This window comes from Catellatospora sp. KI3 (assembly GCF_029948125.1).
Lineage (GTDB): Bacteria > Actinomycetota > Actinomycetes > Mycobacteriales > Micromonosporaceae > Catellatospora.
This window is the reverse complement of the sequence record NZ_JASAMB010000015.1, coordinates 66,353-86,026: the sequence shown is the minus strand read 5'-3', so window position 1 is coordinate 86,026 and position 19,674 is coordinate 66,353. Positions and strand designations below refer to the sequence as shown.

18 protein-coding genes are annotated in these 19,674 nt (G+C 74.0%); 9 read left to right on the top strand and 9 right to left on the bottom strand.

Annotated features, from left to right (window positions below):
* The first annotated feature begins 93 nt into the window (after window positions 1-93).
* From QEZ54_RS23015 to QEZ54_RS22995, 5 genes are read left to right on the top strand one after another with little or no spacing between them, the layout of a single operon-like run.
* Window positions 94-1,020 carry an STM4015 family protein gene (locus QEZ54_RS23015; RefSeq protein WP_281306776.1) on the top strand — a complete coding sequence of 309 codons (927 nt, stop codon included), beginning with the start codon at window positions 94-96 and terminating at the stop codon, window positions 1,018-1,020.
* Window positions 986-2,329, top strand: a complete 1,344-nt coding sequence (locus QEZ54_RS23010) for an STM4014 family protein (RefSeq protein WP_281306775.1) — start codon at window positions 986-988, stop codon at window positions 2,327-2,329. Before QEZ54_RS23015 ends, QEZ54_RS23010 begins: the two co-directional genes overlap by 35 nt.
* A 60-nt stretch (window positions 2,330-2,389) precedes the next feature.
* A complete protein-coding gene (locus QEZ54_RS23005) occupies window positions 2,390-3,355 on the top strand; it encodes an STM4013/SEN3800 family hydrolase (protein ID WP_281306774.1) in 966 nt (321 codons plus the stop codon).
* A 14-nt stretch (window positions 3,356-3,369) separates the two neighbouring features.
* The gene (locus tag QEZ54_RS23000) at window positions 3,370-4,683 is read left to right on the top strand and encodes an STM4012 family radical SAM protein (protein ID WP_281306879.1); all 1,314 of its coding nucleotides are present in this window, start codon (window positions 3,370-3,372) and stop codon (window positions 4,681-4,683) included.
* Window positions 4,680-5,591 (top strand): STM4011 family radical SAM protein, encoded by a 912-nt coding sequence (locus tag QEZ54_RS22995; RefSeq protein ID WP_281306773.1) that lies wholly within the window; start codon window positions 4,680-4,682, stop codon window positions 5,589-5,591. The genes QEZ54_RS23000 and QEZ54_RS22995 overlap by 4 nt, the downstream gene beginning before the upstream one ends.
* Here the strand turns inward: QEZ54_RS22995 and QEZ54_RS22990 are convergent.
* The 3 genes from QEZ54_RS22990 to QEZ54_RS22980 form a co-directional block, all read right to left on the bottom strand.
* A complete protein-coding gene (locus QEZ54_RS22990; protein WP_281306772.1) occupies window positions 5,554-6,675 on the bottom strand; it encodes a DUF6745 domain-containing protein in 1,122 nt (373 codons plus the stop codon). The genes QEZ54_RS22995 and QEZ54_RS22990 overlap by 38 nt on opposite strands.
* 11 nt (window positions 6,676-6,686) lie before the next feature.
* Window positions 6,687-7,007, bottom strand: a complete 321-nt coding sequence (locus QEZ54_RS22985; RefSeq protein WP_281306771.1) for a hypothetical protein — start codon at window positions 7,005-7,007, stop codon at window positions 6,687-6,689.
* 189 nt (window positions 7,008-7,196) lie between these two features.
* Window positions 7,197-8,651: an MFS transporter gene (locus QEZ54_RS22980; protein WP_281306770.1), complete on the bottom strand. Its 1,455-nt coding sequence runs from the start codon at window positions 8,649-8,651 to the stop codon at window positions 7,197-7,199.
* 63 nt (window positions 8,652-8,714) lie between these two features.
* Between QEZ54_RS22980 and QEZ54_RS22975 the strand changes: the two genes are divergently transcribed.
* Window positions 8,715-9,674: a YafY family protein gene (locus QEZ54_RS22975; RefSeq protein ID WP_281306769.1), complete on the top strand. Its 960-nt coding sequence runs from the start codon at window positions 8,715-8,717 to the stop codon at window positions 9,672-9,674.
* A 52-nt stretch (window positions 9,675-9,726) separates the two neighbouring features.
* A complete protein-coding gene (locus tag QEZ54_RS22970; protein ID WP_281306768.1) occupies window positions 9,727-10,638 on the top strand; it encodes an ADP-ribosylglycohydrolase family protein in 912 nt (303 codons plus the stop codon).
* 58 nt (window positions 10,639-10,696) lie between these two features.
* Here the strand turns inward: QEZ54_RS22970 and QEZ54_RS22965 are convergent, their stop codons facing one another.
* A complete protein-coding gene (locus QEZ54_RS22965) occupies window positions 10,697-11,866 on the bottom strand; it encodes an LPXTG cell wall anchor domain-containing protein (protein WP_281306767.1) in 1,170 nt (389 codons plus the stop codon).
* Between the two features lie 160 nt (window positions 11,867-12,026).
* Between QEZ54_RS22965 and QEZ54_RS22960 the strand changes: the two genes are divergently transcribed.
* Window positions 12,027-12,380 (top strand): hypothetical protein, encoded by a 354-nt coding sequence (locus tag QEZ54_RS22960; RefSeq protein WP_281306766.1) that lies wholly within the window; start codon window positions 12,027-12,029, stop codon window positions 12,378-12,380.
* A 137-nt stretch (window positions 12,381-12,517) separates the two neighbouring features.
* On the top strand, window positions 12,518-13,387 hold the full coding sequence (locus QEZ54_RS22955; RefSeq protein ID WP_281306765.1) for a hypothetical protein: 870 nt from the start codon (window positions 12,518-12,520) through the stop codon (window positions 13,385-13,387).
* On the opposite strand, the gene QEZ54_RS22950 is transcribed toward QEZ54_RS22955, so the two are convergent.
* The 5 genes from QEZ54_RS22950 to QEZ54_RS22930 form a co-directional block, all read right to left on the bottom strand.
* The gene (locus QEZ54_RS22950; protein WP_281306764.1) at window positions 13,360-14,127 is read right to left on the bottom strand and encodes a phosphotransferase; all 768 of its coding nucleotides are present in this window, start codon (window positions 14,125-14,127) and stop codon (window positions 13,360-13,362) included. The two genes, QEZ54_RS22955 and QEZ54_RS22950, sit on opposite strands and share 28 nt — an antisense overlap.
* Window positions 14,128-14,696: 569 nt before the next feature.
* Complete coding sequence (locus QEZ54_RS22945; RefSeq protein ID WP_281306763.1) at window positions 14,697-15,224, bottom strand: phosphoribosyltransferase family protein; 528 nt, start codon at window positions 15,222-15,224, stop codon at window positions 14,697-14,699.
* Window positions 15,225-15,313: 89 nt separating this feature from the next.
* Entirely contained in the window at window positions 15,314-16,066 is a 753-nt protein-coding gene (locus QEZ54_RS22940) for an alpha/beta hydrolase (RefSeq protein ID WP_281306762.1), read from the bottom strand.
* Window positions 16,067-16,931: 865 nt separating this feature from the next.
* Window positions 16,932-19,364, bottom strand: a complete 2,433-nt coding sequence (locus QEZ54_RS22935; protein WP_281306761.1) for an acyltransferase family protein — start codon at window positions 19,362-19,364, stop codon at window positions 16,932-16,934.
* The gene (locus QEZ54_RS22930) at window positions 19,351-19,593 is read right to left on the bottom strand and encodes a hypothetical protein (RefSeq protein WP_281306760.1); all 243 of its coding nucleotides are present in this window, start codon (window positions 19,591-19,593) and stop codon (window positions 19,351-19,353) included. The genes QEZ54_RS22935 and QEZ54_RS22930 overlap by 14 nt, the downstream gene beginning before the upstream one ends.
* Between the last annotated feature and the right edge of the window lie 81 nt (window positions 19,594-19,674).

Genomic DNA, 19,674 nt, shown 5'->3' with positions numbered 1-19,674 from the left:
CCAACCTAAGCCGACACCACCGACCTCGGCGGGCGAACAGCCAGGGTTGCTAAGGTCAGCGCGACAGCGGACCCCTCGCCCAGAAGAGGCCGGATGACCATCAACGAGCACATCAGCCGCTTCGCCGGGCTGCCCGTGGCGGCGTTCGATCCGCACGGCGAGGTCCCGGCCGACCCGGCGGGCTGCGCCTGGCGCGTCGACACCGACTACGACGGCGGGGCGGAGCTGTTCCAGGTGCGCCTGGACGGGTTGCTGAACGCCGACTGGGCGCACCTGGTCACCGCGCTGGTCATCGGCGAGTGGGGCGAGGCCTACGACTCGCCCGCGCCGATCGAGGCGCTGGTCGCCGCGGCCGACCGGCTGCCCGCGCTGCGCGCCCTGTTCCTCGGCGAGATGACCTTCGACGAGCAGGAGATCTCCTGGATCACGCAGGGTGACATCACGCCGCTGCTGGCGGCGTACCCGCGGCTGGAGGTGCTGACCGTGCGGGGTGCGACCGGCCTGGCCCTGTCGCCGGTGCGGCACGACCGGCTGCGCGAGCTGACCATCGAGTCCGGCGGCCTGCCCGCGCACGTCGTGCGCGCCGTCGGCGAGAGCGAGCTGCCCGCGCTGCAGCACCTGGAGCTGTGGCTGGGCACCGCCAACTACGGGGGCGACGCCACCGCCGAGGACCTGGCCCCGATCCTGTCCGGCACCCGGCTGCCCGCGCTGACCTCCCTGGGCGTACGCGACTGCGAGATCATTGACCAGGTCGCGGTGGCACTGGCCGGCGCGCCGGTGGTGGCGCGGCTGGAGCGGCTGGACCTGTCCCTGGGCGTGCTCACCGACGCCGGTGGCGCCGCGCTGCTCGCGGGCCAGCCGCTGACCCACCTCAAGCGGCTCGACCTGCACCACCACTTCCTCAGCGAGCCCATGATGGACCGGCTGTCGGCCGAGCTGGAGGCCGTCGGCGTCGAGCTGGACCTCAGCGACGCCGGCGACCCTGATGACGACGACCGCTTCATCTCCGTATCGGAGTGAGCTGCGCCTGGCGGTGGTCGGCAACCCCGGCAACCGCCGGGTCCGCCTGTTCCTCGACGCGGTACGCGCCGCCGGGCTGCCCGCCCCGCACGTGGTGCCCTGGCAGGCCGTAGCCGCCGGGGCACCCTTCGGCTTCCCCGCCGGAGCGCTGGTGCGGATCGACTCGCCGGGCGAGGACGCCGAGGTCGACCGGCTGCTGCGCGGCGCGCCCCGGCCCGCCCGCCACGGCGAGATCATCGGCCTGCGCACCTGGTACCACGGCTTCAACCGGGCCCTGGCCCGCGTCGCCGACGTCGCCGCCCGCGACGGCGCCGCGCTGCTGCACGACCCCGCCGAGATCGCCGTCCTGTTCGACAAGTCCCGCTGCCACGCCCTGCTCTCGGCCGCCGGGGTCGCCGTCCCGCCCGCCCTGCCCGTCCCGGCGCTGACCGCCGCCGCGCCCGCCCTGCCCGTCCCGGCGCTGACCGCCGCCGTCGCGCCCGCCCTGCCCGTCCCGGCGTTGACCCCCGCCGCGGCGCCCGCCCTGCCGGTGCGCGCACCGGTTGCCGCCTTCGCGCCGGATGGGGCCGAGGCCGGGCCGGGTGCGGCGGTCGCCGTCGGCGAGCGCGGGCCGCGGGTGGTCGGGGCGTGGGACGGGCTGCGCGGAGCGATGCGGGACGCGGGGTGGCACCGGGTGTTCGTGAAGACGCGGCACGGGTCGTCGTCGTCCGGGGTGCTCGCGCTGCAGGTCGCGGGCGCGCGCTGCCAGGCGGTCACCTCGGTGGAGCTGGCCGCCGACGGGCTGTTCAACTCGCTGCGGGTGCGGACCTATACCGACGAGCGGGACGTGGCGGCGATCGTGGAGCGGCTCGCGCCCGAGGGGCTGCACGTGGAGCGGTGGTTTCCGAAGATCGGCTTCGCGGGGCGCACCATCGATCTGCGGGTGCTGGTGATCGGCGGGCGCCCCGCGCACACCGTGGTCCGGGCCAGCCGCCATCCCATGACGAATCTGCACCTCGGCGGCGTCAGGGGCGACCTGGACGCCGTTCGCACCGCCGCCGGCCCGCACTGGGAAGCGGCCATGGACAGCTGCGCCCGCGCGGCCGCCTGCTTCCCCGGCAGCCCGCACGTCGGTGTCGACCTGATGTTCGGCCCCGGCTGGCGCCGCCACGCGATCGCCGAGGTCAACGCCTTCGGCGACCTGCTGCCGAACCTGCTGCACGACGGCCGCGACACCTACGCGGCGCAGCTCGCCGCCCTGGCCGCCGGGACACCATCATCGCCCGCGGTCCACACCGCATATGGTGTGGCCACATCACAGGTGGTGTGACGGCGGCAGAGAAAGACTCTCGCGAACCGGTCGGCGATCACGCCGGGGAGGGACGGGGCCATGACCGACACCGGTCTCGACGGCGGCGTCGCCACGGCGGCCGGTCATGCGCCTGCGGCCGGTCGCGCGCCTGCGGCCGGTCACGCGGCGGCCGGCAGTCTGGCGCCGGTGGGCGGTCTGGCAGCGGCTGACAGTCCGGCGGCGGACAGTCCGGCGGTGGACATGAACGCGTTGCTGGGCGGGCACGACATCCTGTTCGTCACGCTGGACACGCTGCGCTACGACGTGGCGGCCGAGCTGGCCGCGCAGGGGCGCACGCCGCACCTGGCCCGGGTGCTGCCGGGCGGGCGGTGGGAGCGGCGGCACACCCCGGCGTCGTTCACGTACGCGGCGCACCAGGCGTTCTTCGCGGGCTTCCTGCCGACGCCGACCACGCCGGGACGGCACGAGCGGCTGTTCGCGGCGGCGTTCCCCGGCAGCGAGACGTCGACCGGCCGGACCTGGGTGTTCGAGGAGGCCGACGTGGTGACGGCGCTGGACCGGGCCGGATACCACACGCTCTGCCTGGGCGGGGTGGGCTTCTTCAACCGCGCCTCGGCGCTGGGCCGCGTGCTGCCGGACCTGTTCGCCGAGCACCACTGGCGGCCCGAGTTCGGGGTGACCCACCCGGATCCGCTGCGCGCCCAGCTGAACCAGCTGCGCGACAGCATCGCGGCGCTGCCCGCCGACCGGCCCCTGTTCACCTTCCTCAACGTGGCCGCGCTGCACCAGCCCAACCGGCACTACCTGCCGGGCCTGGCCGAGGACGGCCGGGCGAGCCACGCCGCCGCCCTGGCCTACGTGGACACCCGCCTGCCGGAGCTGTTCGCGCTGCTCACCGGCCGGGGGCGGCCCTGCTTCGCGATCGTCTGCGCCGACCACGGCACCGCCTACGGGGAGGACGGGCACACCGGGCACCGGCTCGGGCACGAAGTCGTGTGGACGGTGCCGTACGCGCACTTCACGCTGCGACCGGGGGAGTGGTGACCCCGGTGGCGACCATGCTCGACGGCTCGCCGTACCAGGGCTACCTGTACGCGTACCCGCACAAGACCGCGTACCGGCCGCTGCGGCCGCGCCCGGCGCTGCGCGAGGTGTGGGCCGGTGAACCGCGCGAGGCCCTCTTCCTCTACCTGCACGTGCCGTTCTGCGAGATGCGGTGCGGGTTCTGCAACCTGTTCACCCGGGCCAACCCGCCCGCTGAGCAGGTCGGGGCGTACCTGCGCCAGCTGCGGCACCAGGCGGCGGCCACCGCTGACTCCCTCGGTGGGGCCGGGTTCGCCCGCGCCGCGATCGGCGGCGGCACCCCGACCTACCTGACCGCCGACGAGCTGGCCGAGCTGCTGGCGATCCCGGCGGGGCTGGGCGTGGACCTGCCCCGGGCCGCGCTGTCGGTGGAGACCTCGCCCGCCACCGCGACCGCCGACCGGATCGCGGTGCTGGCCGGGCACGGGGTGCACCGGGTCAGCATGGGCGTGCAGAGCTTCCTCGACGCCGAGGCGCACGCCGCCGGGCGCCCGCAGCGCCGCGCCGAGGTCGAGGCGGCCCTCGACGTGCTGTTCGCCGCGCCCCTCCCGGTACGCAACCTCGACCTGATCTACGGCATCCCCGGGCAGACCGCCGCCACCTGGCAGTTCTCCCTGGACGAGACGCTGCGCCGTCGCCCCGAGGAGGTCTACCTCTACCCGCTGTACGTGCGCCCGCTGACCGGCCTGGCCCGCCGCCACGACACCGCCCCCGACCCGGCCTGGGACGGGCAGCGGCTCGATCTGTACCGCCAGGGCCGCGACGCGCTGCGTGCCGCCGGGTACCGTCAGCTGTCGATGCGGCAGTTCCGCCGGTCCGACGTGCCCGACCCGGACGGGCCGGACTACTGCTGCCAGGACGACGGCATGGTCGGGCTGGGCTGCGGCTCCCGGTCGTACACCCGGGAGCTGCACTACTCGTTCGACTACGCGGTCGGGGTCGGCGGGGTGCGCGCGATCATCGACGACTACCTGCGGCGCCCGCCCGGGGACTTCGCGTACGCCGAGCACGGGTTCCGGCTGGACGCGGTCGAGCAGCGCCGGCGCTGGCTGCTGAAGTCGCTGCTGCGGGTGGACGGGCTCGACCTCGCCGCGTACACGAAACGCTTCGGCACCGACGCGGACCGCGACTTCCCGGCGCTGCCCGAGCTGGCGGCGCGCGGCTGGCTGGACGCCGACGCGGGCGTGCTGCGGCTGACCGACGACGGGCTGGCCCACTCCGACGCGATCGGGCCGTGGCTGGTCTCCGGGCCGGTGCGCGAGCTGATGGCCGGGCACGCGCCGCGATGAACCTGTCCATCCTGTACCGCGGCCCGCTGGCCTCCTGCGACTACGACTGCCCGTACTGCCCGTTCGCGAAGCGGCGCGACAGCCGCGAGCAGCTGCGTGCCGACCGGGCCGCGCTGGCCCGGTTCGTCGAGTGGGCGCGGGCGAACCCGGCCGGCGACCGGATCTCGGTGCTGTTCACGCCGTGGGGCGAGGGGCTGGTGCGGTCCTGGTACCGCCGCGCGCTGGTCGAGCTGTCGCACCTGCCGCACGTGGACCGGGTCGCGATCCAGACCAACCTGTCCGGTCGGCTGGACTGGCTGCTCGACGCGGACCCGGCGCGGGTGGCGCTGTGGGCCACGTACCACCCGGGGCAGGTGGCGCGGGAGCGGTTCCTGGGCAAGGTGTCGTGGCTGGCCGGGCACGGGATCCGGCACTCGGTCGGCATGGTGGGGCTGCCCGAGCACCTGACCGAGGCGCGCGCGGTGCGGGCACTGCTGCCGGAGTCGACGTACCTGTGGGTCAACGCCGCCGAGGGGCTGCGCTACGACGCCGCCGAGGAGGCTTCGTGGACCGGGCTCGACCCGCTGTTCGGGTACAGCGTGCGCCCGCACGCGTCGCTCGGGCACGAGTGCCGCGCGGGCGAGACGGCGCTGTCCGTGCTCGGCGACGGCACCGTGCGCCGCTGCCACTTCCTGCCCGAACCGCTGGGCAACCTGTACGACGGCTCGTACCGCGCCGCGCTGCGCCCGCGCGGGTGCACGAAGGCCGAGTGCGACTGCCACATCGGCTACGTGCACCTCAAACGCCTCGACCTGTACCAGGTGTTCGCGGGCGGGGTGCTCGAACGCGTACCCGCGGCACCCGGTCCGACCTGGGGCGCCCCGGCCGCGGTTATGTCTGCACCAGCGGCTGGTACTCCTCCTCGGTGACCCCGAACGTCCACGCCACTCCGGCCCGGGCGGTGCGGATGGTCGGCGGCACGCGCAGGAAGTACGTCCGGAAGCTGCCGTCCGGCTCGGCCGTCGAGTTGATCACCTCGACCATGACCAGCGGCTCGTCGCCGGGCAGCTCCACCCGCCACAGGATGCCCGTCTCGTCCTGGTGCAGCTGCCGGGCCTTCGACTCGCGCAGGTAGCGGTCGAATCCGAAGAACTCCAGCATCACGCGCCGGACCTCGGCGTTCTCCTCGGCCCGGATGCGCGCCACGGTGAGCCGGGGCAGCTCCGCCGCGACGTCCGGCGGGATCGGCATGCCGCGCCACGCGTACAGCGAGAAGCCGTCCGGGTAGGACAGCGCCGGGCCGGAGCCGTGGTGCAGGCGGCCCAGATTGTCCCGGTGCAGCGCGGTCGGCCGCTCGGTCAGGATCGCGACGTGCTCGAACGCCCACCACCAGCCCGCGCTCGCGGCGACCGCCGCCAGCCCGCCCAGCTCCCCGTCGATGGTCGCGTCGGTGAACGCGGGCAGCCAGGCCGCGTCGTGCTGGCCGTGCACCACGTCGAGCAGCGCCGCCCGCGCCGCCTGCCCCAGCTCGCCGTCGTCGGCGGCGAACTGGGCGTCGAGCCGGGTCCGCAGCGGGGTGACCAGCTGCTCGTTGAGCTGCTGCCAAGGCCGCCGGGCGCTGGCCGCCCAGTGTCGGGCGAAGCCGACCCCGCCCAGCCGGGTGCTCAGCGCGGCGCGGGCACGGGCCCACGGCGCCGTGCGCACCTGCGGCCGCACCGACTTGCCGAGCCGCTGCGCGTCCGGGGCGCAGCCCTGCTTCAGCAGCCGCTGACGCACCAGGTCGGCGGCTGCCGGCAGGGTCCCGCCCGCCTGCGTGGCCAGCAGGGCGACCGCGATCGCCCCGGCCTCCGGCGAACCCAGCCACACGATGCGCTCCGGGGCGGCCAGCCCGGCGGCGGCGTACGCCGCGCGCACCCCCGCCTCGGCGGCGGCCCGCTCGGCGGGCTCGGTGCACAGTCCCGAGCCGAGCCAGGCCTCGGCGCGCCGGGCCAGGTCCATGTCCTGCAACAGCATCGGCTCGCCTCTCAGTCCGCGACCGGGCGGATCGCGCCGGGGAAGTACTCCCGCTGGCGGATCACCTTGTAGATGCCGACCGGCAGCGCGATCGCGCCGTGCTCCTCGTGGCCGAGGCGGCCGTAGCCCTCGACGATCACGTAGAGGCTGGCCGGATCGTCGGGCGGGCAGAGCAGGCTCACCCGCTCGCCGGTGAGCACGTGCGCGTGACCGGTGGCCTCGCCGTACGCCAGCACCATCCGGTTGCTGCGGTCGCGCGGCGCGTCGACCAGCCCGACCGGCAGCGCCTCCCGCGCTATCGGCTGGACCAGCACGTCTCCCTGTCGGTACATCGCTTCCGCCCTCATCGCTCCATGGTGGACGCCCCGACGCTAGTCCGACGGTCCGACAGATCCACCGGATGACGGCGCGCCGCCTGCCCGCCGCGCCCGCCTGAGCGGACCCGGGCAGCGCGCCCGGGTCCGCGTTAAGAAGGGGCCCTTCTGCTATGGAAAGCGATAAGAAGGGTCCCTTCCTTTCCTCTAGGCGAGAGCGGGCTCGGCGAGCGGGGCGGGGGCGGGCGCCGTGGCCGGCGCCTGGCGGGCCCGCCGCGGCAGCGCGAACGCCAGCCCGAAGGCGGCCACCGTCAGCGCGAGCGCGATCAGCGTGACGTGCTGGACCGCGGGCAGGAACGCCGCCGACGCGCCGACCGTCGTGAAGAACACCGTGCCGAGGGCGGCCACGCCCAGCGACGAGCCGAGCTGCTGGATGGACTCGAGGATGCCCGCGGCCGAGCCGACCTCGTGGTCGGCGATCTCGCCCATGATGACGTCGAACAGCGGCACGAAGATCATGCCCATGCCCGCGCCGTACACCAGCAGCGGCACGCTCAGGCTCCAGCCGCCGACGCCCATGCCCCGGCTGGAGAGGGCGGCGTACAGCAGGACCAGGCCGACGGCCATCACGGCCAGGCCGAGGTGCAGGATGCGGCGGCCCAGCCTCGCCATCGCCCCGGCGCTGAAGCCCGAGCCGAGGAACGCGCCGATCGCCCAGGCGGACATGGCCACGCTCGCGCCGATCGGGCTGCGGCCCTGGCCGAGCTGGAGGAACAGGCCGACGGAGAGGGAGAAGCCGACGATGGCGCCGAAGAAGACGAGGACGAACAGCGCGCCGGAGGTGTAGGAGCGTTTGGCGAACACGCTCAGCTCGACCAGCGGCGTGCCGCCGGACGCCTTGCGGCGCAGCTGGTGGGCGGTGAACAGGCCGAGGACGGCGGCGGAGGCGGCCAGCATCGCCCAGGTCCAGGCGGGCCAGCCCGCTTCGCGGCCCTGCATCAGCGGGTAGACCAGAAGGAACATGCCCGCCCCGGCCAGCAGCGCGCCGGTGAGGTCGAGTCGCCGCACCGCCAGCGCGGCCCGGCCGGCGGGCAGCGTACGCAGGCCGGCCAGCAGCGCGAACGCGCCCAGGGGCAGGTTTATGCCGAACACCATGCGCCAGCCGGTGCCGAAGACGTCGGCGTCGACCAGGGCTCCGGCGACGATGGGGCCGAGGATGGTGGACAGGCCGATCGCGGGTCCGAACGCGCCGAACGCCTTGCCGAGGTCGGCGGGGCCGAACAGGTCGCGGATCAGGCCGAAGCCCTGCGGGATCATCACCGCCCCGAACAGGCCCTGCACCACCCGGGCGGCGATCAGCGCGCCGGGCGACCAGGCCGCCGCGCACAGCAGCGACGCGGCGACGAAGCCGACCACGCCGAGCAGCAGCATCCGCCGCCGTCCGAACATGTCGCCGAGGCGTCCGCCGACGAGCAGGCCGACGGCCAGCGCCAGGGTGTATCCGGCGGCGATCCACTGCAGGTCGGCGTAGTCGCCGTGCAGGTCGGCCAGGATCGAGGGGGCGGCGACGTTCACGACGGTCGCGTCGAGCAGGTTCATGAGGGTGGCGGCCAGGATCGCGAGCAGGCCGAGCCAGCGCCGACCGTTGCTGATGTTCGTCATGACCAGAACCCTGCCAGGGCATCAGGAAAGGTTCGTTCCTAATGCCCTGGCAGGATGAGAAACATGTTGGAGACCTCAGCCCGCCTGCTGCGACTGCTGTCGCTGCTGCAGACCCCGCGCGAGTGGAGCGGCCCGGAACTGGCCGACCGCCTCGACGTCAGCACCCGCACCATTCGCAACGACGTGGAGCGGCTGCGCAGCCTCGGCTACCCCGTGCACGCCACCCGGGGCGCGATCGGCGGCTACCGGCTCGGCGCCGGGGCGAACCTGCCGCCGCTGCTGCTCGACGACGAGGAGGCGGTCGCGGTCGCGGTGGGGCTGCGTACCGCGGCGAGCGGGTCGATCGCGGGGATCGAGGAGACGTCCCTGCGGGCGCTGGCCAAGGTGGAGCAGGTGCTGCCGGTACGGCTGCGGCGGCGGGTGAACGCGCTGCAGTCGTACACGGTGGCGGTGCCCTCGGCCCGGCGCGGCCCGCAGGTGGACGCCTCCGTGCTCACGACGCTGGCCGCCGCCTGCCGCGACGCCGAGCGGGTGCGGTTCGACTACCGGGCCCACGACGGCACCGCCACCCGCCGCGACGTCGAGCCCTACCGCCTGGTCAACTGGGGTCGCAAGTGGTACCTCGTCGGCTACGACACCGCTCGCGGCGACTGGCGCACGTTCCGGGTGGACCGGATCGAGCCGCGCACGCCCGGCGGGCCGCGCTTCGCCCCGCGCCCGCTGCCCGCCGACGACCTCGCCGCGTACGTCTCCCGGGGCGTCTCCACCGCCGCCTGGCACTATAGGGCGCGGCTCATCGTGCGCGCGCCCGCCGACGTGATCGCGCAGCGGCTGCCCGCCTCGGCCGGGTCGGTCGAGGTCGCCGACGAGCACAGCTGCGCCGTGACCATCGGCGCCGACAACCCCGAGACCATGGCGCTGTGGCTGGGCCTGCTAGACGCCGACTTCACCGTGGTCGACGCGCCGGAGCTGGCAACGGCGCTGCGGGCACTGGCCGAGCGCCTGCACCGCGCCGCCGGATAGCCGCCGGATTGCCGTTGCCACCGGCCCGTCCAGCCGCGAGGATCGGGGCAAGATGTCCTTCATCCTTCACGAGAGCACGCGGCTGGGTTACGCCGCGGACAGCCTGGCGGGTCTGACCGTCGGCGACGCGCTGGGAGCGCAGTACTTCACGGTCGGCCCCAAGGTCGACGAGCTGATGGCGGGCACGGTCCCGCCGCCGGTCTGGGAATGGACCGACGACAGCGAGATGGCCTGCTCGGTGCTGTGGATGCTGCGCCGGGCCGGCCGGATCGACCCCGACGAGCTGGTCGGGTCGTTCGCCCAGCGGTGCGAACCGAACCGCGGCTACGGCGTCGGCGCGTTCGTGCTGCTGCACAACGTCCGCCAGGGCGTGCCGTGGCAGCAGGCCGCGGCCGAACTCTTCGACGGCCAGGGCTCCTGCGGCAACGGGGCCGCGATGCGGGTGGCGCCGCTGGGGGCGTACTTCGCGGGCGACCCGGCGCGGGCCGCCGCGCAGGCCGAGCTGTCGGCCCGGGTCACCCACGCCCATCCGGAGGGGGTGGCGGGCGCCGTCGGGGTCGCGGTCGCGGCCAGCCTCGCGGTCGCGGGCCGCCTCTCGGGGGTACGCCCGAAGCCCGGTCCGTTCCTCGACGCCGTCCTGGCGCACCTGCCGCCCGGCACGGTCCGCAAGTACACGGCGGCCGCGCGGCGCATGCTGCACGTCCCTGTCGCCGAGGCCGCGTACGTGCTGGGCAACGGGTCCGGGGTCACCGCGCAGGACACGGTGCCGTTCACGCTGTGGACGGCGGCGCGGTGGCTCGACGACTACCCGGCCGCGATCCGGGCCTGCGTGAGCGCGGGCGGCGACATCGACACGACGGCCGCGATCGCGGGCGGCATCGTGGCGTCGTACACCGGCCTGGGCGGCATCCCCGCCGACTGGCTCGCCGCCCGCGAACCGCTGCCGGACTGGCTCGACGAGTGATCCGAATCGTGGACGCCGGGTGCTGCCAGAGCGACACCCAGCGTCCACGATTCGCGATCTAGTCCTGTGGCGTCGTGAGGGCGGCGCGGCGGCGGGTGAACAGCAGCCCGGCCAGGCCGAGCGCCAGCAGCGCGGCGACGACGACCGCGATGGCGATCCAGGTGCTACCGCTGTCGCCGGTCTGCGCGGCGGGCTCGGCCACGACCGGCGCCGCCGGGCTGTCGGTCGGCACCGGACCGGTCGACGGCTCGGCCGATGCCGACGGCGATGGGGACGGCAGGGCCGACGGTGACGCCGAGGCGGTCGGCTTCGGCTTGCCGCCACCGGACGAGCCGCCCGAGGAGCCGCCGGACGACCCGCCCGAGCAGCCCGCCACCTTGATCCGGAAGTCGCCGTTCTCGTTGTAGGGGAACGTCTCCTGGACGCCCCAGGTCATGCCGGTGAGGCCGCCGCCCGGACCGTCGCCGGGCTTCGGCTTGTCGCAGCCGTTGATCTTGTAGACCAGGGTGAACGTGACGGTGGCGCCCACCGCGACCCCGTCGGCCCGGCAGTCGACCGTCCCACCGGACACCGTGCAGCCCGAGCTCACGCTCTGCGGCACCGTGCCGGCCTGCGGCCGTACGCCGACCGACACCCACGGCTCGGTGCTCGGGCCGTTGTTGTGCAGGATGTACTTCACCGTCGCGGTGCCGCCGACGCTGCCGGAGGTGGCCGTCGTGCGCACCGAGATGTCGGTCGCGGTCGGGTCGGCGGAGATGACCACGCGGCCGGTCTCGGTCATGTCCGACGACGGCACACTCGACTTCAGTTTCACCGAGCCGCCCGACCCGGTGGTCGCCCCGGACTTGGCCCGCAGCAGCAGGTACGCCTTCGCGTCGCCGTTGATCGTGCCGAAGTCGCAGGTGTAGACCGCGCCGGAGCGGGTGCACGGACCCTGGGCGCCGACGACGGTCACCTTGGCGGTGTTCAGGCCCGACGTGTCGAGGGTGACCTTCGCGTTGGTGGCCCGGCCGGTCGACCGCAGCCCGAACGGCACCTTGACCTGCGCGCCGTCGCGCGGCACGACCGCCTCGCAGCCCGAGCAGTAGACGAGCCAGAACGGCGAGACGTACACCCCGGCCCGCGCCGGTTCGGCCCGCCCGGCCGCGCCCGCGACCACCCCGCCCAGCAGCAGCAGCGCGGCCAGTGCGACCCGGCCCCACCTGCTGCGACGACCCCCGTGCGCCATGCTTGACCCTCCTCCAGACGACTTCCCGCGCAGTGTAGGTGAGCTGCACTCGCCTTGCGGGGGCGCCCGGGGAGGCTGTGTGAAGGGTCTGCGGTGGCCCGCATTGTGGTGTCGCTCACTCGGGATGCGACAGCGGGCGGTGCGGGGTAGTTTTCTTTTCGTGACATTCAGCGCGCTCGCCGGTCCACTTCGGTGGGTTGCGCGCCTGTCGCTGCGCCTGCTCGCGGCGCTGGTGCTGATGTCGCTGCTGTCCAGCCCGGCCGGCGCCTGCCCGGTGGTGTCCACTGAGGACACCCCGAGAAGCGGCACGGCCACCGTCGTCGAACTCGCCCCGACCGGTCCGGCGGCCACCGCCGACGCCCCCGCCGCCTGCGACGCCGCCCCGGTCGTCCAGCTGCGCATCGGCGCCGGCGAGCCGGTCACCTTCACGTCCGGGCCGCAGACGTGCCCGCAGCCGCTCGGCGACCCCTTCGCCGACGGGCTGACCTCCCGCGCCCCGCCCGCCGCGCACTGAGCCGGCGGCGCACGCCGCACCCCCTCACCGCGCTCCCGCGCATCCCCTGCACCGTGCTGCCCACCGCCGGACGCCGCCGCGTCGCGGCCGGGCGCGCGTACCCCACCACCACACCGCTCACCCCGAGGTGTCGAACCATGGACGTCGTCTTCGCCAACCTGCTGCTCGACCTGTCCCACGCCGCGCTGATCTGGCTCGGCCTGGCCGCCGCCGCCGCGGTCGCCACGGTCGCGCTGATCGCCTACCACCGCACCGACGCCGACGGTGAGCGCACCGGCGCCCCCACCCTCGCCGTCCCGCTGCGCCGCATCGGCGAGCTGCTGCGCGAGGCCGTCACCGGCCCGGCCGCCGAGCAGCTCCAGCCGGCCGTCGCCGGCCCGTCGACCGGACAGCTGCTCGCCGCGCACACCCGTACGCTGCAGCAGCGCGCCAAGGAGGCGGCGCAGGCGGCCGAGCGGGCCGCCTCGCTGGCCCGCCGCCGCCGCGAGGAGTGGCTGACCGCCCAGGACGCCGCCGACCGCGCCTGGCAGGAGTTCGACGCCGCCGACACTGACGCGCGCCGGGTGCTGGCCGCCAACGCCATCCCGCTGCCCCGCACCCCCCAGACCCCCGCCGAGTACGCCTTCCGCGAGCGCTTCCTGCACCGCGGCGCCATGTCGGCGTGCTCGCACAACCGCCTGTCGGCGCTGGAGCTGAGCGACGCGCTGGCGCACCGGGGCGGCTGGGACCCGCGCCGCCACCCGATCGAGCAGGAAACCGTACTGAGCCGGGCGGCCCGCGAGACCCTGCGCGAGGAGTACGGCCGCGCCGCCGCCCGGGAGAAGACCGCGTGGCTGGCCAGCGAGGCCGCGGCCGCCGCGGCGGCGAGCCTGCGCAGGGCGGCCGACGCGGCGGGCACCCGGGCCCGCTGGGCGCAGCGCCGCACCGTGCCGGGGGCCGTCGCGGCCACCCCGGACCAGACCATGGTGCTGCCGGTGATTCAGGCGGCGGACAGCGCGTCGCGGTGACGGTCGAGGTGGGCCGCGTCGGCGTCGTACAGGTCGGCGTGGCCCTCGGCCAGGTGCCGGGTGAACGCGGGGTGGCCGAGGGCGGCCTGGTCGCGGATGTGCCCGGCCAGCGCCCGCACCCGGCGTACGGCCGTCCCGGGCAGGCGCCGCCGGTCGGCCGCGTCGAGGCCGTACGCGTCGGACAGCAGCCGCAGGCGGCGCAGCTGCTCGGGTAGCGGTGCGGTGAAGTCGGGGTTGCCCGGCCCGCTCAGCGGCACGAACCGGTACGCCGTGTACGCCACGTCCCACAGGCGCGGCCCCGGATGGGCGGTGTCGAAGTCGATCGCCGCCACCAGCTCCCCGCCCCGGAACACGCAGTTGTACGGCGCCAGGTCGCCGTGGCACACCACCTCGGCCGGCTTGCGCGGCGGCAGCTGCCACACCGCGTCCGGCGGCGGGGTGAACCCGGCGGTCGCGTCGTGCAGGCGGCGCAGCAGGGTGCCGACCGCGACCAGGGCGGCGTCGGTGCGGACGTACTCCGGCAGCGGGTAGTCGGGGACCTCGCCCGCGATGAAGTCGAGCACCTCCCGGCCGGCGCCGTCGTGCCCGTGCACCGCCGGGGCCTGGGTGAACCCGGCCGCGCGCAGGTGCCGCAGCAGCGCATGCACGGCCGGGGTCCACGGACCGACGGGCCGGTGCACGAACCGTCCGACCCGCTCCACCTCGTTGACGCCCCCGGCGAACCGCTCCTGCCCCTCCACACCGGGCACCGTACCCGCCGCCCAACCCTCGCGCGCCGCGCTGGGTGCGTTCCGCCCGCTGGACGGGAGCAGTTTCGGGGAGAGTGCTGGAATCTTGGGCCGCTTTCGCGCAGTTTCCCCGAAACTGCAGCCCCGCGCGTAGCGGAGGGTGATCTGGGCGACGGGACGGGTGGGTAGCTGGGGGATATATCGGGCGGATGGAAGCGGACGGGGGTGACGGGAGGGTGCGGAGGAGGCGGAACCGGCGGCGGGTAGGTATACGCTCCGTGTTCGCCATACACACGGAAAGTAAAAAAATCTTGGGTTTGCCCTGGACGATGCCGTGGTCGGCGACGTAGCGTGATCGGCAGGCACGAAGCTCGAGGAAAGCCCGGAGCTCGAAACCACGTTTCGGGGGTCCCGAAGGGCGAGGCCCGGCCGAAAGCTCTTTCGGCTGGTGGCGCCGAGTGGAGTGCCCGGGGGATGGGTGGCCTGCCGTTGGGGGACGGCACCACCCGAACAGATGGTGGCCGGTGGCGGCGCTAACGGGGGTGAGCGCCGCCACCGGGCCACCTTTTCTGTACCCGTGATCAGGCCCGGACCGCGTCCAGGTCGGTGCGGGTGAGCAGGGCGTGCAGGGTGATCGCGTGCTCGGCCAGGGCCGCCGCGCCGCCCTCCTCGCGGTCGATGACGCACACCGCGTGCTCGGCCACGGCGCCGAGTTCCCGCAGCTGAGCCGTGGAGATGACGATCTGCCCGCCCGAGGTGACCACGTCCTCGACGACGGTCACCCGGCGCCCCGCGACGTCGGCGCCTTCGGCCAGCCGCGCGGTGCCGTACGCCTTGGCGGCCTTGCGGACGAAGGCGCACGGCAGGCCGGTGTGCCGCCCCAGTGCGGTGACCACGGCGATACCGCCCATCTCCAGCCCGGCCAGGACCTCGGTGTCGGCCGGAACCAGGGCGGCCAGCTGCTCGGCGAGCGCGTCCAGCAGCACCGGGTCGGCCTCGAAGCGATACTTGTCGAAGTACTCGGTGGCGGTGCGCCCCGACCGGAGCAGGAACTCGCCCCGCAGGCGGCAGCGCTGATCGACGGCGGCAGCCAACTCGTCACGATTCACGGTGATCATCATGCCAGCGGCGCCGCCGCGGCCCTCCGACGCGGTACGGGTCCCTGCGACCGGTCAGTCGCACCAGGGCGGTGGCGGCTCTAGCCGCGCAGGAACTCCAGCAGCAGCGGGTTCAGCGCCGCCGGGTCCTCCAGGTTCGGCAGGTGGCCCGCCCAGTCGAGGCCGGTGTGCCGCGCCCCCGGGGTGTGCGCGGCCAGGTACTCCGCGGTCTGGAGGAAGAAGTCCAGGTCATGGGCGCCGGAGACGACCAGCGTACGGGCCGTGACCGCGCCGAGGTCGTGGTCGGTGTCGGACCGGCCGACATCCGCGCCGCCGACCTGCACCTCGAAGTTGTGCAACTGCATCGCGGCGACGCGCTCGCGGGTGGCCGCGTCGGCGCGCGGGCCGAGGAAGGTCGCCACGTTCAGCGCCGCCGCACCGGCCAGGTCACCGGCCTCGACCAGCTTCTCCTCCTGCTCGGCGAAGGCGGCGATGGCCTCGGTGGGGGCCTGGTCGCGCCGGGCGGCGCACACCAGGGCCAGTGCGGTGACGCGGTGCGGCCACCGGGCCGCGATCTCCTGCGACACCCGGCCGCCATAGGACGCCCCGACCAGGGCGAACTGCCCTATGCCGTACGAGTCCAGCAGCGCGAGCACATCCTCGGCATTGTTGTACGGCCCCGCCGGGTACGGCGTGTCGCCGAACCCGCGGAAGTCGGCGCGCAGCACCCGGTACCCGGCAGCCAGCAGCGGATCACGCTGGGGCTCCCACATCCGGCGATCGCACACCGAGGAGTGCAGCAGCACCACCGTCTCGGCGTCGGCCGGTCCCTCAAGATCATGAGCAAGAAGCATGCGCGCGAGCTTACGCCTGCCCCGCCGCACCCTGCCGCCCATTTCACCCCCAGCACAACTCCCCATCCCCGCCCCGCGACGAGGGCCCGCAGCGAGTGCCTGCGCCGAAGACCTACGACGAAGGCCGCGGCGACTGCCTGCGCCGAAGACCTACGACGAAGGCCGCGGCGACTGCCTGCGCCGAAGACCTACGACGAAGGGCGCGGCGACTGCCTGCGCCGAAGACCTGCGGCGAAGACCTGCGGCGAGGGCCTGCGGCGAGGGCCTGCGGCGAGGGCCTGCGGCGAGGGCCTGCGGCGAGGGCCTGCGGCGAAGGTCTGCGGCGAAAGGCTGGGTGAAGGGCTGGGCAAAAGGCTGCGGGGAGGATCGGCGGGTGCAAGTGATCGGCGATTGAGGTCGGAAGTCAACGTTGGGCCGGTGGCCTGTGCAGCGGCGCGACCGGAGGCTGCGATCTTGGGCCTGCTTCGCGCCGTGATCACCGTCTGCGGTCAGCACGTCGCCTTCTGGCCAAGCCTCCGACCGCAGATGGCGATCATCGGCCCAGCAGGCGTTGTTGATCGCTGGCTGCGGTCGGAATACGAGCTACCCGCTCCGGCTCGAGCTGCCCCAGCCCCTGCGTTGTGTCCGGAGGCCGTGATCTTCGAGCTGTCCTATCCGGTGATCGCCGTCTGATGTCCGAACCCGGCTCTGTGGGCGAGGTTCCGACCGCAGACAGCGATCACCGAGGGGTGGGCCCGGGTGGTGACCGCAGGCGGCGATCACTGAGGTTGTGGGCCCGGGTGGTGACCGCAGGCGGCGATCACCCAGGTTGTGGGTGCGGATGGGTGACCGTAGGTGGCGATCACTGAGGTTGTGGGTGCGGCCGTCAGGTGTGGGTGGGGGAGGCCGGGGTGGCGGGGACGGGGGCGCGGCCGCGTACCGTGGGGGCGCCGAGGATGGACAGGACCATGGTCTGGTCCGGCTCAGGTGCGGGTGCGATGACCGCGACCACCTCCCGGTGGTGCCGCCCCACCCTCGCCCGCTCCTTCAGCCGCCGCCGGGGCACGTCCTCGACCCACCCGATCAGCCAGCAGACGCCCCCGATGAGCAGGCACGACAGGGCCAGCTTCAGCACGATCGCCAGCGGCTCGTTGTTCAGGCTCCATACCCGCGACTTCTCCAGCAGCAGGATCGCGGTCATGACGGCGAGCTGGTGCCACAGGAACATGGTCAGCGACCGTCCGCTGATCCACTCGATCAGCCGCCGGAACCGGGTGCGGGCCGACAGCCAGGCCAGTTTCGGGTCCCAGTGCAGCATCGGCACGATGAACGCCGTACACCAGAGCAGTTGGGCGACCGGGCTGGCCTGGAGCAGTCCGCGCTCGGGCGGGAAGGCCTGCAGCCAGGCGAGGGCGGCGCCGACGAGCAGTCCGGCGAGGGCGAACACGAGGCGGCGGTTGATCCGCTGCAGCCGTCCGGTGGCGTGCCAGTAGCCGAGGACCCAGCAGGGTGCGTAGATGCCCAGCGTCTGGGTGACGTCGGCCAGCCAGGAGCTGAAGCCGATGTGCGGGGACACGAGCAGCAGGCTGGCGGGGGCGAGCGCGGTGAGCAGGGGGCGGCGGCGGTAGCAGTACCAGAGGAGCGGGGCGAGCAGGGTGAGCCACAGGTAGGTGCGGATGTACCAGAGCACGCCGGTGATGGGTACCGCCCAGTCGTTGCCGGGCGGGTCGGACAGCGGGAAGACCCACGCGAGCACGGCGGTCTCGTTGAAGGGGCGCGCGTCGCGGTCGCCCCACCCCATGACCCACATGAGGGGTACGAGTACGAGCCCCGCCGCCCACACCGCGGGCATGACCCGCCGCCACCGGCTCCAGATCGCGATCTCGGGCCGGTCCTTCGCCTTGATCATCGATCGGGCCATCAGGGATCCGGCCAGCGCGAACATGACGCCCATGGAGGGCAGCGCGAACCCGAGCCAGGCGAATCCGGTGGCGTGGAAGGCGACGACGCGGACCATGGCCAGCGCCCGCAGCAGGTCGAGGTAGAACTGCCGTCCGGTGGTGACGACGGCCGCCGGCTCCAGCGTCCGGGGGGCGGCGCCCTCCTTGGCCTCGTTGCGGGTCTGCCAGGACTTGTGGCGCAGGTTCATCAGCCCGGCCAGCACGGCCGGACCGACCACGACCAGCTGGAACACGTACAGGGCGGGGGTGAGGAACAGCCAGGTGGTGAAGCGTTCGGCCAGCGGTACGCCCTTGCGGTCGAACAGGTAGATGGTGGTCTGCGCGTAGAGGAACGCCACCCACAGGCCGACGCCGACCCACGGGACGCGCCACTGCGCGAACGGGAACACCATCAGCGCGCCGAGGATGAAGATCGGTGCCAGGCACATCAGCGCGAAGTCGAAGGTACGCAGCCAGAACGACCAGCCGTTGAGGTAGCGGATGTCCAGCGCGGTGACCCGGTAGTAGTCCCGCGCCCAGCGGATGCGCTGCCGGAACAGGTCGGGGGCGTTGTCGGGCACGGCGGTGTGCACGATCGCGTCGGCGACGGCGGCGGTGGTGCCGCGCCGCTGCGCGAAGTGGGTCAGGTGCCGGTCGTCGGCGACGCCGCGGCGCAGGTACTCGGTGAGGTTGTCCATGACGACCTCGGCCCGCCAGACCGCGAGCGCGCCGGAGGCGGTGAAGATGTCGCCGGTGGCCGACAGCCCGTCCCGGATGACCAGGCAGCTGTGCAGGTAGTGCAGGTCGGTGACCTTCGTGATCAGGTTCTCGGCCCGGTTCATCGCGTACACGACGCCGGTGACGCCCTGGATCTTCGGGTCGGCGAAGCGGCGCAGGCAGCGCTCGACGGCGTGCCGGTCCACCACGGAGTCGCTGTCGACGGTGACGACGAAGTCGAAGTTCTCCAGCTCGGCCACCAGCGCGGTGGCCTGCGCGTGGTGCTTGCCGCCGTTCTCGCGCTTGTGCCAGATGACGCGCGCGTGCTGGAACGGCGGCAGCTCCGCGGCCGACCCGTCGTCGACGACGTGGATGACGTCGGGCACCACGGTCCCGTTGAGGAGGCTGCGGACCGTGTCGTGCAGCATCTCCGGGTCCTCGTTGTACGCCGGCACCACCGCGATGATGCGCCCCTGCGGCAGCGGCAGGTTCCGGTGGCGCCGCAGCAGGCCCGCGACCAGGATGCCGAGCGAGTACAGCAGCACGACCAGGGACAGGATGCGCTCGGCGGAGTCGACGCCGACCAGTTTCACGTAGGCGACGGTCACGGCGGCGCAGACGGCCGCCGCCGCGAACCGCGCCCACTGGCTACCGGCGCGCACCGGCGCCCCGCCCGTCGGTGCGGACCGCGGCGCGGCCGACGGCCCGGTGCCGCGCCCGCGGCCGGGCCGCGATGACGGCCCGTTCGCGCTGGCTGTACATCCGCAGCAGCACCACGCCGACCAGCACCGCGCTCAGCGCGGCCGAGATGACCTTGAGTACGACACCGGGTGCGAGCAGCATGCTCACGCCCGTCACCGGCAGGATGTGTTGGCTCGAGCCGAACGCCATCGAGAGGCTCCCCTGTGTGGACGCGCCGGGGGAAGCGGCGCGTCGATGTAGGTCCGGAGTGGACCCGCTACCTGTCCACAG

Excerpts from the sequence above, each read along its gene's own strand:
- QEZ54_RS23015 (WP_281306776.1), top strand. The coding sequence starts at position 94 with ATGACCATCAACGAGCACATCAGCCGCTTCGCCGGGCTGCCCGTGGCG.
- QEZ54_RS23010 (WP_281306775.1), top strand. The coding sequence starts at position 986 with ATGACGACGACCGCTTCATCTCCGTATCGGAGTGAGCTGCGCCTGGCG.
- QEZ54_RS23005 (WP_281306774.1), top strand. The coding sequence starts at position 2,390 with ATGACCGACACCGGTCTCGACGGCGGCGTCGCCACGGCGGCCGGTCAT.
- QEZ54_RS23000 (WP_281306879.1), top strand. The coding sequence starts at position 3,370 with ATGCTCGACGGCTCGCCGTACCAGGGCTACCTGTACGCGTACCCGCAC.
- QEZ54_RS22995 (WP_281306773.1), top strand. The coding sequence starts at position 4,680 with ATGAACCTGTCCATCCTGTACCGCGGCCCGCTGGCCTCCTGCGACTAC.
- QEZ54_RS22990 (WP_281306772.1), bottom strand. The coding sequence starts at position 6,675 with ATGCTGTTGCAGGACATGGACCTGGCCCGGCGCGCCGAGGCCTGGCTC.
- QEZ54_RS22985 (WP_281306771.1), bottom strand. The coding sequence starts at position 7,007 with ATGTACCGACAGGGAGACGTGCTGGTCCAGCCGATAGCGCGGGAGGCG.
- QEZ54_RS22980 (WP_281306770.1), bottom strand. The coding sequence starts at position 8,651 with ATGACGAACATCAGCAACGGTCGGCGCTGGCTCGGCCTGCTCGCGATC.
- QEZ54_RS22975 (WP_281306769.1), top strand. The coding sequence starts at position 8,715 with ATGTTGGAGACCTCAGCCCGCCTGCTGCGACTGCTGTCGCTGCTGCAG.
- QEZ54_RS22970 (WP_281306768.1), top strand. The coding sequence starts at position 9,727 with ATGTCCTTCATCCTTCACGAGAGCACGCGGCTGGGTTACGCCGCGGAC.
- QEZ54_RS22965 (WP_281306767.1), bottom strand. The coding sequence starts at position 11,866 with ATGGCGCACGGGGGTCGTCGCAGCAGGTGGGGCCGGGTCGCACTGGCC.
- QEZ54_RS22955 (WP_281306765.1), top strand. The coding sequence starts at position 12,518 with ATGGACGTCGTCTTCGCCAACCTGCTGCTCGACCTGTCCCACGCCGCG.
- QEZ54_RS22940 (WP_281306762.1), bottom strand. The coding sequence starts at position 16,066 with ATGCTTCTTGCTCATGATCTTGAGGGACCGGCCGACGCCGAGACGGTG.
- QEZ54_RS22930 (WP_281306760.1), bottom strand. The coding sequence starts at position 19,593 with ATGGCGTTCGGCTCGAGCCAACACATCCTGCCGGTGACGGGCGTGAGC.